Origin of the sequence: Pseudomonas sp. 102515 (assembly GCF_031085165.1) — a bacterium.
Taxonomy (GTDB): Bacteria; Pseudomonadota; Gammaproteobacteria; order Pseudomonadales; family Pseudomonadaceae; genus Chryseomonas.
This window is the reverse complement of record NZ_JAVHTY010000001.1, coordinates 868,373-881,486: the sequence shown is the minus strand read 5'-3', so window position 1 is coordinate 881,486 and position 13,114 is coordinate 868,373. Positions and strand designations below refer to the sequence as shown.

The following is a 13,114-nucleotide window of genomic DNA, read 5'->3' as shown; positions in this document are numbered from 1 at the left end:
TTCCACTATCCCATCCCGGAAAACGCTGCGCGGTTTTCCAGGCTACGAGATGCATCCTAGCATGGACAACGGCGCAGCCTTGTCCACCGCTCCAATCCTTACGGTTTCTTGCGTGGCTTGCCGAAGCCGGGTGACTTGCGCACCGACTTGACCTTGGGCTTGCCGTCTTCCACCCAGCGACCCAGAGGCTTGTCGGACACCGGTCCACCCATCTTGGGCTTCTTCGGCTTCTTCGGCTTCTTCATGACCAGTCCGCCCGGGCCGGTCTGGGGGACGCGATGATCGGGGATGAAATCCGGCTCGTCGCGGCGCACGAGGATCTGGCCGATCAGCGTCTCGATGGCCGCCAGTTGCTCGACTTCATCGGCGCAGACCAGCGAAACCGCCTGGCCCTGGTTGCCCGCGCGGCCGGTCCGGCCAATGCGGTGCACGTAATCTTCGGCGACGATGGGCAGGTCCAGGTTGACCACCAGGGGCAGGTCCTGGATATCCAGGCCGCGGGCGGCCACGTCGGTGGCGACCAGGATGTCCGCCTCGCCAGCCTTGAAGCGGGCGAGGGCGCGCAGCCGCGCCGGCTGGGGCTTGTCGCCATGGATGGATTCCGCCGCCAGGCCCTCGGCCTGCAGCGCTTCCACCAGTTGCTCCACGCCCTTGCGCGTCTTGGCGAACACCAGCACCTGCTGGCGGGGACCGCCGCGATAGAGGTGCAGGAAGAGTTCGGTCTTGCGCTTCTTGTCCACCGGCACGACCCACTGCTTGACGGTCACCGCGGCGGTGTTGCGCGGACTGACGTCGATCGTCTGGGGATCGCGCAGCACCGGGGCGGCCAGCTGGCGCACGGCGTCGGAGAAGGTCGCCGAGAACAGCAGGGTCTGGCGCTTGCGCGGCAGCATGACGAACAGCTCGCCCAGTTGCCGCGAAAAGCCCAGGTCGAGCATGCGATCGGCTTCGTCCAGCACCAGCAGCTGTACCTGGTCGAAGCGCACGGCGTTCTGGCTGAACAGGTCGAGCAGCCGCCCCGGGGTCGCCACCAGCACGTCCACACCCTTGCGCAGCTTCATCATCTGCGGATTGATGCTCACGCCACCATAGGCCACCGCGGTGCGCAGGGGCAGGTGCTGGGCATAGTCGCGCAGGCTGGCATGGACCTGTTCGGCCAACTCGCGGGTGGGGGTGAGGATCAGGGCGCGGATATGGTTGGGCGCCACCGCCGGGCCTTCCTGCACCAGCCGCTGCAGGAGCGGCAGGCCGAAGGCGCCGGTCTTGCCGGTGCCGGTCTGGGCGGCGGCCAGCAGGTCGCGACCGGCCAGCACCGCCGGAATGGCCTGGCGCTGGATGGGGGTAGGGGAGCTGTGCTCCAGGGCGATGAGCGCCTGGAGCAGCGGATCTATGAGGCCGAGGTCGGCAAAGGTCATGACAGGCCCGGATGGCATCGAAAAGGGAGCGAATTCTAGGCCGACTGTGATGCGCGCTCAAACTTTGTAGCCAGGCGGCGGCTGCGGGCTGAATCCCGACGCGGCATAGTGGTCAGTTCTGCGTCTACAGGAGAGCCCATGAGCGATACCTCTACCTTGCCCCCGGTACTGGCCGGTCCGCTGTTGCGCCGGGTCGAGTCGTCGCGGTTGCTGCTCTGGTTGGTGACCACCTCGGCCGAGGCGCCTGTCCCACGGCTATGGCAGGGAGAGGTCGAGCTCGGGGCTCAAGACGAGGTGCGGTGCCTGCGCCTGGGCGAGCACGCCTATCTACAACTGATCGATATCCGGCCAGACGCCGCGTTGCCGGTAGACGCCTTCATCCAGTACGACGTCCAGCTGGCCGCAGGCGGGATCCGCGACTGGGCGCCGCACCTGCTCTCCGCCGAGGGCGAGCTGCCATGCGTCGTACTGCGCGCGCGTTTCGATCACCTGCTCCATGGCTCCTGCCGCAAGCCTCATCACGCCTCGGCCGATGGCCTGATCGCGGTGGACCGCCTGCTGCAGGCTAGTGCGACGCCCGAGGAGCGGCCCGCAGCCCTGTTGCTCACCGGTGACCAGGTCTATGCCGATGACGTCGCCGGGCCGATGCTGCTGGCGGTGCAGGCGCTGATCCACCGCCTCGGCCTTCATAGCGAGTGTCTCGAAGGTGCGGTGGTGGCGGACAGCGACGCGCTGATGGCCCATCCCGCCAACCTCTATCACCGTGAAGACCTGCTGCCGGCCTTCAAGTCCAATCGGGCGTTGCGCGAGAAATTTTTCGGCGGGGTGGAAAAGCCGATCTTCACCTCCACCAATGCGCACAATCACCTGGTAACGCTAAGCGAGGTGCTGGCGCTCTATCTGCTCTGCTGGTCGCCGACGTCCTGGACCCTGATCGAGGTCGTGCCGCCGGCGTTGGACGCCAAGGACAGTGAGCGTTACGCCGCCGAGGCGCGCTGCATCGAGGGCTTCGTGGCGACCCTGCCCCAGGCCGCGCGGGCCCTGGCCTGGGTACCCACGTTGATGATCTTCGACGACCACGACGTCACCGACGACTGGAATCTATCCGCGCGTTGGGAGGAGACGGCCTATGGGCATCCCTTTTCCCGGCGCATCCTCGGCAATGCCCTGCTGGCCTATCTGCTCTGCCAGGCCTGGGGCAACGCACCGGAATCGGTGGCCGACCCCCTGGCGGTTACGGCCCGGCTGCTGGAAACAGCGGGGGACGATGGCAAGCTGGATTGCTCCGCGCAGAACGCCTGCATCGACGATCTGCTGCGATTTCAGGGGTGGCACTATGTGCTCAAGACCAATCCGCCGCTGATCGTGCTGGACACCCGGACCCGCCGCTGGCGCAGTGAACGCCGCCTGGAGCACCCGTCGGGCCTGATGGACTGGGAGGCCCTCTGCGAGTTGCAGCAGGACCTGCTGGATCATCCGTCGGCGGTGATCGTCTCGGCCGCGCCCATGTTCGGCGTCAAGCTGATCGAGGCGGTACAGCGGATCTTCACCTGGTTCGGCCAGCCGCTGATGGTGGATGCCGAGAACTGGATGGCTCATCCTGGCGCCGCCAAGACCATGCTCAACATCTTTCGCCACCGCCGCACCCCGGGTAACTACGTGGTGCTCTCCGGTGACGTGCATTACTCCTTCGTCTACGACATCCGCATTCGCGACCGACGCGGCGAGCCACGGCTCTGGCAGATCACCAGCAGCGGCATCAAGAACGAATTCCCGCCACGCCTGCTGGCGACCCTCGACCGCCTCAACCGCTGGCTCTATGCGCCCTGGTCGCCGCTCAACGGCTTCACCAAGCGGCGGCGCTGGGAGTTGCAGCCGCGGCTGCCGGATCGCCGCGAAGCCGGAGAGCGGCTGTGGAACGGTGCCGGCATCGGCCAGGTGCTGCTGGATGGAGAAGGGCGGCCGGCGGTGATCCGCCAGCACAATGCCGACGGCTCGCCGGCTACCGAGTTCGTCGAGCGCTCGTCCGAGGCCTAGCGGCCTGCCAACCAGCGCACCACGCCCTGGCCCGCCGTGCGGCCACTGGCGAAGCAGGCGGTGAGCAGGTAGCCGCCGGTGGGCGCTTCCCAGTCGAGCATCTCGCCGGCGCAAAAGACCCCGGGCAATTGCCTGAGCATCAGCCCATCATCCAGGGCTTCCAGGGGCACGCCACCGGCGCTGCTGATGGCCTCGGCGAGGGGCCGCGCTCGTACCAGGGTCAAAGGCAAGGCCTTGCACGCCTGGGCCAGCCGGGCCATGTCCTGGAAGGCATCAGCCGGCGCCAGTTCGCGTAATAGAGCGGCCTTGGCACCGTCGATCCCGGCCCGGCGGCGCAGATGACTGGCGAGGGACTGGCTGCCCCGTGGCTTGGCCAAGGCGCGACCGAGATCGGCGAGGTCTCGCTGCGGGGCAAGGTCCAGGGTCAGGCTCGCCTGGCCGTCGCGGACGATGGCCCCACGGATCTCTGCCGACAGGGCATAGACCAGACTGCCTTCGATCCCCGCCTCGGTCAGCACGAACTCACCTTGACGCGGCGGCAGACCAGGCACGGCGAGCGAAGCGGGCTTGATGGGGGCACCGGCGTGGCGGTCTTTCAGGAAGTCGCTCCAGCCGGCGACCTCGAAGCCACAGTTGGCCGGTTCCAGCGGGCGCAGTGCGATACCGCACGCGGCCAGCAGGGGCTGCCAGGCACCGTCCGAGCCCAGTCGCGGCCAGCTGCCACCGCCCAAGGCCAGGACGCAAGCCTTTGGCTGGATGGACCGTTCCCCCTCGGGACTGGCCAGGCGTAGGCCGCCTTCGGCGTCCCAGCCCAGCCAGCGACTACGGGTATGGATACGCACGCCTTGATCACGCAGGCGATGCAGCCAGGCACGCAGCAGGGGCGCGGCCTTCATGTCGGCGGGAAAGATCCGGCCCGAGGTGCCGACGAAGGTCTCGATGCCCAGGTCATGGATCCAGGCGCGCAGGTCATCACTGCCGAAGGCGTCGAGCCAGGGGCTGACGTCGCTTTCACGCTCGCGATAGCGTTGGCGAAAGGCGGCCTGTTCCTCGGCATGGGTGATGTTCATGCCGCCCACGCCGGCCAGCAGGAACTTGCGGCCGACCGAGGGCATGGCATCGAAGAGATCCACCGAGAGGCCGACGGCGGCCAGGGTCTCGGCCGCCATCAGCCCGGCGGGGCCGCCCCCGATGACAGCGACGGCAGGAGCGGCGGGGGAGTGAGACATGGCGGCATCCACGAGCTACGGAAAACCGCCATTGTACGCGAGGCGCTAGGTTCTTAGACCACGCCGGCCTGACCCAGGGGTGCCGCCAGGGGCTCTTCCAATCGCTCCGGAATCAGCGGTTCGCTACGCCCGGGCGTGAGGATCACCTTGCGGCAGTCCTCCTGCTTCTTGTCGAAGATCTTGTAGCCCTCGACCGCCTGCTCCAGGGACATCCGGTGGGTAATGATCGCCTCAGGAGCGAGATCGCCGCGCTCGATGTGTTCGAGCAGTTCCGGCAGATAGCGCTGCACGTGGGTCTGGCCCATCTTGAAGGTCAGGCCCTTGTCGAAGGCGTCGCCGAACAGGAAGCCATGGATGAAGCCGGCATACACGCCCGGGACACTCACGGTGCCGCCGCGGCGTACCGCGGCGATGCACTGGCGCAGGGCCTTGCCGCTGCTGCCTTCCAGCTTGAGGTTGGCGAGGATGGTCTCGGTGGTGCTGCCCTTGGCTTCGAAGCCCACCGCATCCACCACGCCGTCGACCCCGCGCTTGCCGGGCGTCTGCTCGATGATGGTCGCCGCCGGATCGTCGTCCTCGTCGAAGTTGATCGGGATGACGCCATAGGTCTGCTGGGCATAGGCCAGGCGGTAGGGGTGGTGATCGACCATGAAGATACGTTCGGCACCCAGCATCCCCGCGCAGGCCGCGGACAGCAGGCCGACCGGGCCGGCGCCATAGATGGCGATGCTCGATCCCTGGCCGATGCCGGTGTTGAGCACGGCCTGCCAGGCGGTGGGCAGGATGTCGGAAAGGAACAGCACCTTCTCGTCGGCTAGGGTACCGGGCACCTTGAAGGGACCGGTATTGGCCTTGGGGACCCGCACGTATTCGGCCTGGCCACCGGGCACGCCGCCATAGAGATGGCTGAAGCCGAACAGCGCCGCGCCCGGCGGAATCTGCTTCTTGTTGAGGATGGCGCCGCGACCGGTATTGGTGGTTTCGCAGGCGGCGTAGAGATCCTGGTTGCAGAAGAAGCAGCTGCCACAGGCGATGACGAAGGGAATCACCACCCGGTCGCCCTTCTGCACGGCGGTGACCGCCGAGCCGGTCTCCTCGACGATGCCCATGAACTCGTGGCCGAAGATGTCGCCGTGCTCGACGGTGGGGATCTTGCCGCGATACAGGTGCAGGTCCGAACCGCAGATGGCCGTGGCGGTCACCCGCAGGACGATGTCGTCGGCGTCCTGGATGGTCGGGTCGGGGACGGTATCGACGCGGACATCGTGGGCACCGTGGTAGGTCAAGGCTCGCATGGCGGTCTCCGTAGGGCTGAATTCACCTAGGGTGGAGGCCGCCGCCAGCCGAGCGGTTCCGCGATGTCTGACCGGTGGTATGGCACCTTGATGGCGACGGGTCGCGGCTTTTCGCCGCCAAGGCCCGGGCCAGAGCCGCTCAGGTGGAGCGGCGCTAGCGGTTGCGGATGTAGACCGCCTTGCCGGCACTGCGGTCGGCAGGGTCGCGCTCCTGAACCTCGAATCGGTCACCATGGGCTTTTACCAGGCCGCTGAACTTGCGATGCCCATAGAGGCGCGCATCGAAGTCCGGGCGCACCTTGCCCAGGTTGGTGCCGACCAAGCCCAGGTTAGCCCAGCCGCCTTCGTCGGAGGCATCTTCCACGGCCTGTTCGATGAGCTTGAGAATGGTGCTCAATTTGGGCTTGCCACGGTTGGTGGCAGTGGGCTTGTCGGTGGCGCTGGTGGTGTCGCGACCCTCCTCGCGCGGCTTCGACCTGAGGATCTCGGTGTAGATGAATCTGTCGCAGGCCGAGACGAAGGGATCCGGTGTCTTCTCCTCGCCGAAACCGTAGACCGTCAGGCCTTCCTCGCGCAGCCGCGCCGCCAGGCGGGTGAAGTCGCTGTCGCTGGAAACCAGGCAAAATCCGTCGAAACGACGGGTATAGAGCAGGTCCATGGCATCGATGATCAGGGCGCTGTCGGTGGCGTTCTTGCCCTTGGTGTAGCCGAATTGCTGCACCGGCTGGATCGAATGGTCGAGCAGCACCTTCTTCCAGCTGTTCAGCTGCGGCTGGGTCCAGTCGCCGTAGATGCGCTTGACGCTGGCCACGCCGAAGCGGGCGATCTCGGCCATGAGGCCGTCGACGATGGCGGCCGGCGCGTTGTCCGCATCGATCAACACCGCCAGGCGCGCCTGGCTGGATTCAGTGGGTTTGGCGATCTTGCTCATGAAAACTCCCGTTCAGTTCAGGCCCAGCTCGTGCCAGACCTGGGTCGCGGTGTGATGGAGGATACCGTGCCGGCGGGCCAGGGCCAGGCGATCGGCCGAATAGCCACCGCCGATCACTCCTACCACCGGTATATCCGCCGCCAGACAACGCCGCAAGACCATCCCGTCCCGGGCGGCGAGGCCGGCGTCGGTGAGGTCCAGATAGCCCAGGGCGTCGTCGCGATGGACGTCCACCCCGGCGTCGTAGAGCACCACGTCGGGCTGATGGAGCGGCAGCAGATAGCCCAGGGCCTCGTCGAGTACCTGGAGGTAGCCGGCGTCGTCCAGACCGCGGGGCAGGGGGATATCCCAGTCGCTTCGCGCCTTGCGCGCCGGATAATTGGTAGCGCAGTGCAGGGAGACGGTGACGGCGTCCGGCACCTCGGCGAGGATGCGTGCCGTGCCATCGCCCTGGTGGACGTCGCAGTCCAGGATCAGCACTCGTCTGGCGCGACCGCTTTCCAGCAGCGACAGCGCCAGGATCGCCAGGTCGTTGAAGATGCAAAAGCCGGCCGGATAGTCATGGTGCGCATGATGGGTACCCCCGGCGAGGTGACAGGCCAGGCCATGGCGCAGCGCCAATTCCAGGGTGAGCAGGGAGCCGCCCACGGCGCGGATGGTGCGACGCACCAGGGCTTCGCTCCAGGGCAAGCCCAGCTGGCGCTGCAGCGGCGGCGCCAGCTCACCGGCCTGGAAGGTGCGGATGTAGTCGGGCGCATGGGCCAGCGCCAGCAACTCGTCCGGGCAGAGTTCGGGCCGCTGCCAGTTGTCCACGCCGAGGATGCCGCGGGTGCTCAGGTGCTCGTGCAGCAGGCGGAATTTCTCCATCGGAAAGCGATGGCCTGCGGGGAAGGGCGGACTGTAGTCCTCGTGATAGACCAGCGGCAGGCGCGTGCTCAAAACACCAGGAGCTCCAGGATGAACCAGAGGATGCCGGTGCAGAAACCCAGTGCCAGGAGGAACAGCAGGCCGTCGCGAGCGATCAGCGACAGGGCGAAGGAGGTCAGCGCCAGCCCCGCCGTGGTATTGGCGAAGGGCACCAGATCCAGCACCGGCATGGTCGCGGCGATCAGGATGCACAGGAGGGCGGTGACGAAGTGGGCCGGTCGCGAGGTGAGTACCCGCAGCCGCGACTTGACCACCTTGTCCACCCAGCGCGCCGGCTTCTGCAGCAGCCGCAGCGACTTGCGCAGCTTGCCGCGCGAGACCGAGCGCTGCAGCACCCAGCGCGGTAGCCAGAAGTGATCCCGGCCGAGTAGCAGTTGGCCACTCACCAGCATCACGAAGACGGCAATGGCGGTGGCGATACCCGGAATGCCGGTCAGCGGCGAGATCGCCAGTACTCCTGGCAGGAGAATCATGGGGCCGAAGGACCGGCTGCCGATGGCATCGATCAGGTGCTGCACCGAGACCTGGCTAGGGCTGTTGCCGACCCGCTCCAGGCAGGCCAGAAAGCTCTGAAGGTCCACCGGGCCATCCTGCCCGGCATCGCAGCTGGCGGGCTCGCGCTCCAGGGTCTCGTCCTTCATGGCTGGGCGCTGTCCAGCATGCGACGGATCCAGCGGGTCAGATCCTGCCGGCCATAAGGCTTGTTGAGGATGGGAAAGCGCTCGCCATTGCCTTCTTCCAGTTCCAACGCGTTGTTGGCATAACCGGTGGTGAGCAGGATGCGCAATTCGGGCTGCCGCCGCTGGGCCTCCTTGGCCAGCATCACGCCATTCATGCCGCCTGGCATGATGAGGTCGCTGAACAACAGATCGACAGCGGGTTCGCGGGCGAGGATATCCAGCGCCTGCTGGCCATTGTGGGCGACCAGCACCTGGTAGCCGGTCTCCTGCAGGATGGCCTGGGCCAGGGCCGCCACGTCCGGACGGTCATCCACCACCAGGATGGTCTCGGAACCACCGCCGTCTTCGTGCGGGGTCGGCAGGGGTACCGGGTGCTCGCGCGCTTCCTCTTCGGAAACCGGGAAGTAGAGGCGCACCGAGGTGCCTATGCCGACTTCGGAATAGAGCCTGACCAGACCACCCGACTGCTTAAGAAAGCCATAGACCATGGACAGGCCCAGGCCGCTGCCCTGGCCTTCGTCGCGGGTGGTGAAGAAGGGGTCCAGGGCGCGCCCGAGCACGTCGGTGGACATACCGCAGCCGGTGTCGGTCAGGGCGATGCAGACATAATGCCCCTGTGCCAGGCCGCCGTGGGCCAGGTCCTGGCCATTGACCTCGACGTTGAGGGTTTCCAGGGTGAGGGTGCCGGCGCCACGCTCCTGCATGGCGAGGCGGGCGTTATCGACGATATTGAGCAGCGCCGTTTCCAGCTGGATCGGATCGAGACGGCAATTCCACAGCGCCGGCGCCGGTCGGAAGATGAAGCGGAAGGGCTCGCCCAGCGCCTGGGCCAGGCGCCCCTGGCGGGCATTGATGAGCTTGTTCAGGTCCACCGCACGCCCGGTCAGGCGCTGCTTGCGGGCGAAGGCCAGCAGCTGCTGGGTCAGGGTCGCCGCCCGATTCACCGCGTCGCGGGTATTGTCGACATGGCGCTTGGCCTTGTCCTTGTCCAGTTCCGGACGGTCCAGGTTGATCCTCAGGATATCCAGGTAGCCGACCATCACCTGCAGCAGGTTGTTGAAGTCGTGGGCGATGCCACCGGTGAGCTGGCCGAGGGCTTCCATCTTCTGCGCCTGGCGCAGGGCGTCTTCGGCATCGCGCCGACGAGAGACATCCAGCTGCGAGGCGAAGTAGTAGCGCAGCTGCCCCTCGTGATCGAACACCGGCGAGATGAACAGCGCGTTCCAGAAGGTCGAGCCGTCCTTGCGGTAGTTGAGCAATTCGATGTCGCAGTCGCGCTGCTCGCGTACGGCATTGCGGATTTCGGCGATGTGCTCCGGGCGGGTGTCGGGCCCTTGCAGGAAGCGGCAATTGCGCCCCATCACCTCGTCCAGGGCATAGCCGGTCGTACGCAGGAAGGACTCGTTGGCGAAGATGATCGGATTATCTGGCTGGTGCGGATCCGTCACGATCATCGGCATCCGGGTCTTCTTCACGGCGGCAAAGAAGATGTCGTCGTGTCCGAGGCCCTTGCCCAACTCCGCGATCTGCGCTGCGGATGGGTGAGAAGACGAAGCGTTGGCGGTTTCGGTCATGGAGAGGAAGCCTGCGAGCGGACAGCGATACCTTCATTGTGACCGCTTATGCGGCCACAAGCTCCACCAGTTATCGTCATACGATGAGCAGTGTGTCTGGAAGCACGGCGAACGCACAGGATTTGACCGGTTTTGCGTATGATGATCACTCTCTGTCAAGGAACCCTCCCCATGAGCAAGGTGCTGGACAACCTGGTCGATCTGCTGACCCTCGAATCCCTGGCCCCCGACCTGTATCGAGGCGGCAGCCAGGATCTCGGCTTTCCCCAGCTCTTCGGTGGACAGGTACTGGGGCAGGCGCTGTCGGCGGCCAGCCAGACCGTGCCGGTGGAGCGTCGCGTGCACTCGCTGCACGGCTACTTCCTGCGCGCCGGTTCGGCATTGGAGTCGGTGACCTACCAGGTGGATCGCATTCGCGATGGCGGCAGCTTTTCCACCCGCCGGGTCACCGCCTTCCAGGGCGAACAGCCGATCTTCTTCTGCAGTGCTTCCTTCCATGTCGAGGAGCCTGGCTTCGAGCACCAGACGACCATGCCGGAGGTACCCGCGCCCGAGACCCTGCAGTCGGAGATCGCCCATGCCCAGCGTTATGCCGAGCTGATCCCCGCACCGCTGCGCGACAAGCTGCTGGGGCCACGGCCGATCGAGATGCGCCCGGTGGTCTTCACCGATCCCTTCAAGCCGGAGCCCACCGAGCCGGTCCGCCACGTCTGGTTCCGCGCCACCGGCGACCTGCCGGACCAGCCGGCGCTGCATCGCTATCTGCTGGCCTACGCCTCGGACTTCAACCTGCTGCCCAGTTCGCTGCTGCCCCATGGCACCAGCTTCTGGGACCGCTCGCTGCAGATCGCCAGCCTCGATCATGCGGTCTGGTTCCATCGCGATTTTCGCCTGGACGACTGGCTGCTGTACGCCATCGACAGCCCCTGGGCCGGCGGTGCGCGGGGCCTGTGCCGTGGCAGCATCTACAACCGCGCGGGTCAGCTGGTGGCCTCGGTGGCCCAGGAAGGACTGATTCGCAAACGTGGTTGAGACCAGGCCGTCTAGCTGGCTATTTAGGGTGCACCCTTATAGGCTCTTGGTTGCGAAGGACCGGATGCCCGCGGATGGGCGTCCCAGACACATCATTAGTTTGAGGCATCGTTCTTGAATCGACTCGAGCGCGTCGTAACCGGTATCCAGGGGCTGGATGAGATCTTGAAGGGAGGCCTGGTCGCAGGCGCGTCCTATGTCATCCAGGGCCGTCCGGGCTCCGGCAAATCGATCATGGCCAACCAGATCGCCTTCAACCACGTGCGTGGCGGCGGGCGAGTACTGTTCGCGACCATGCTGTCGGAAACCCACGAGCGGATGTTCCAGTTCTTTTCCACGCTGGATTTCTTCGACCGTTCCTGCATCGGTGACCAGGTCCAGTACTTGAGCGCCTTCGACACCATGGAAGGCGAGGGTCTGGACGAAGTGGTGCGCCTGCTGCGGCGCGAGATCAGCCGGCAGAAGGCCAGTCTGCTGGTGGTCGATGGCCTGCTCAACGCCCGCTCCCGCGCGGAAACGCCCATCGACACCAAGAAATTCATCGCCGAGTTGCAGGGGCATGCGGCCTTTGCCGGTTGTACCGTCATCTTTCTCACCAGTGCGCGCCTCGAAGACGGCAGTCCGGAACACACCATGGTCGACGGGGTGCTGGATCTGCTCGAGGAAGAGATCGGCAGTCGCACCATCCGCCGCCTGGCGCTGCGCAAGACCCGCGGCAGCGGCGCGCTGCCGGGCTTTCACGAATTCACCATTTCAGATGTCGGCATCACCGTGTTTCCGCGCCTGGAAACGCTGTACCGCGATCCCTCGGCCGGCTCGGCCTATCGGGTCGGTCACCAGCGCGTGCCCAGTGGCATGGCGTCGCTGGATGCGATGATCGAAAACGGCCTGCCGGAGAGTTCGACTACCCTGATCATGGGGCCCTCGGGTGCCGGCAAGACCTCCATCAGCCTGAACTTCCTGGCGGCCTGTACGCCGGAGGCGCCTGCTCTGATGTTCGGCTTCTACGAACCCCCGGAGCGGTTGCTGCTCAAGGCGAGTGCCCTGGGCCTCGATCTGGCCAGCCGGATGGATGAGGGTGCCCTCTATGTGCACTGGCAACCCACCACCGAGATGCGCCTCGACGAGGTCGGCCTCAAGCTGCTTGACCTGATCAAGCAGCACGGCATCAAGCGCCTGGTAATCGACAGCCTGGGCGCCATCGCCCGCTTCGCTCTGCCTCAGGGACGGCTCATCGAATACTTCAGCGCACTACTGAACGAGCTGCGCACCCAGGGCGTCACAGTTCTAGCCACATGGGAATTGCGCGACGTCTTTGGCGCTGACATTGCCGCGCCGGCGCCCGAACTTTCCAGCATGGTGGATAATCTGATTTTGCTGCGATTCGTCGAGGCCGACGCGGAGATCAAGCGAGTGCTGTCCATCCTCAAGGTCAGGGACAGCATCTACGACTCCTCGCTGCGCGAGCTGGTGATAGACGACTCGGGAATCGAACTTAAAAAGGCATTCAAAGACATGGTGAAAGTACTTTCAGGTTCAGCCATGCCCTCCACACAACCATGATCGCGTCAGGTGGGAGAATCTCCAGATGACGACGATACTGGTAGTCGATGACGAATTTCTGATAGCGGACATTCTGGCCTTCGCTCTTGAAGACGAAGGCTACATGGTGGTCAAGGCGAGCAATGGCCGCCGCGCGCTTGACGTTTTCGATCGCGAACTACCGTCACTGGTCATCACCGATTTCATGATGCCGGTGATGAACGGCCGCGAATTGGCAGAGGCTCTGCGTGAACGCCAGGGTCTGCAGCATCTGCCCATTATCCTGATGAGCGGTGCCCAGGCGCATCTGGCACAGGAGAGCGCAGAGCTGTTCGATGCCGTGTTCCAGAAACCGTTCAACATTGGCGATATCGTGGATGCGGTGCACAAGCACCTCGTCACCCTCGAACGCTGATGAATTCAAAACAAAAAGGCCTGTCTAGACAGGCCTT

11 protein-coding genes are annotated in these 13,114 nt (G+C 65.5%); 4 read left to right on the top strand and 7 right to left on the bottom strand.

Annotated features, from left to right (window positions below):
• Nucleotides 1-98: 98 nt before the first annotated feature.
• Nucleotides 99-1,415: a DEAD/DEAH box helicase gene (locus RCF34_RS03960; protein ID WP_308707002.1), complete on the bottom strand. Its 1,317-nt coding sequence runs from the start codon at nt 1,413-1,415 to the stop codon at nt 99-101.
• A 138-nt stretch (nt 1,416-1,553) separates the two neighbouring features.
• On the opposite strand from RCF34_RS03960, the gene RCF34_RS03955 reads away from it, so the two are divergent.
• Nucleotides 1,554-3,452: an alkaline phosphatase family protein gene (locus tag RCF34_RS03955; protein ID WP_308707001.1), complete on the top strand. Its 1,899-nt coding sequence runs from the start codon at nt 1,554-1,556 to the stop codon at nt 3,450-3,452.
• Here RCF34_RS03955 and RCF34_RS03950 read toward each other — a convergent pair.
• From RCF34_RS03950 to RCF34_RS03925, 6 genes are all read right to left on the bottom strand, one after another.
• The gene (locus tag RCF34_RS03950) at nt 3,449-4,681 is read right to left on the bottom strand and encodes a TIGR03862 family flavoprotein (protein WP_308707000.1); all 1,233 of its coding nucleotides are present in this window, start codon (nt 4,679-4,681) and stop codon (nt 3,449-3,451) included. The two genes, RCF34_RS03955 and RCF34_RS03950, sit on opposite strands and share 4 nt — an antisense overlap.
• A gap of 53 nt (nt 4,682-4,734) precedes the next feature.
• A complete protein-coding gene (locus tag RCF34_RS03945) occupies nt 4,735-5,976 on the bottom strand; it encodes a zinc-dependent alcohol dehydrogenase (RefSeq protein ID WP_308706999.1) in 1,242 nt (413 codons plus the stop codon).
• A gap of 154 nt (nt 5,977-6,130) precedes the next feature.
• The gene (locus RCF34_RS03940; RefSeq protein ID WP_308706998.1) at nt 6,131-6,907 is read right to left on the bottom strand and encodes an NYN domain-containing protein; all 777 of its coding nucleotides are present in this window, start codon (nt 6,905-6,907) and stop codon (nt 6,131-6,133) included.
• 12 nt (nt 6,908-6,919) lie between these two features.
• Nucleotides 6,920-7,846: a histone deacetylase gene (locus tag RCF34_RS03935; RefSeq protein WP_308706997.1), complete on the bottom strand. Its 927-nt coding sequence runs from the start codon at nt 7,844-7,846 to the stop codon at nt 6,920-6,922.
• Nucleotides 7,843-8,475: an exopolysaccharide biosynthesis protein gene (locus RCF34_RS03930; protein WP_308706996.1), complete on the bottom strand. Its 633-nt coding sequence runs from the start codon at nt 8,473-8,475 to the stop codon at nt 7,843-7,845. Before RCF34_RS03930 ends, RCF34_RS03935 begins: the two co-directional genes overlap by 4 nt.
• Nucleotides 8,472-10,088 (bottom strand): histidine kinase famiy protein, encoded by a 1,617-nt coding sequence (locus RCF34_RS03925; RefSeq protein WP_308706995.1) that lies wholly within the window; start codon nt 10,086-10,088, stop codon nt 8,472-8,474. Before RCF34_RS03925 ends, RCF34_RS03930 begins: the two co-directional genes overlap by 4 nt.
• Before the next feature lie 171 nt (nt 10,089-10,259).
• On the opposite strand from RCF34_RS03925, the gene tesB reads away from it, so the two are divergent.
• The 3 genes from tesB to RCF34_RS03910 all read left to right on the top strand — a co-directional run bounded on the left by tesB (nt 10,260) and on the right by RCF34_RS03910 (nt 13,077).
• Complete coding sequence (gene tesB, locus RCF34_RS03920) at nt 10,260-11,120, top strand: acyl-CoA thioesterase II (protein WP_308706994.1); 861 nt, start codon at nt 10,260-10,262, stop codon at nt 11,118-11,120.
• Nucleotides 11,121-11,234: 114 nt separating this feature from the next.
• Entirely contained in the window at nt 11,235-12,683 is a 1,449-nt protein-coding gene (locus RCF34_RS03915; RefSeq protein ID WP_308706993.1) for an ATPase domain-containing protein, read from the top strand.
• A 25-nt stretch (nt 12,684-12,708) separates the two neighbouring features.
• Nucleotides 12,709-13,077 (top strand): response regulator, encoded by a 369-nt coding sequence (locus RCF34_RS03910; RefSeq protein ID WP_308706992.1) that lies wholly within the window; start codon nt 12,709-12,711, stop codon nt 13,075-13,077.
• Nucleotides 13,078-13,114: the final 37 nt, after the last annotated feature.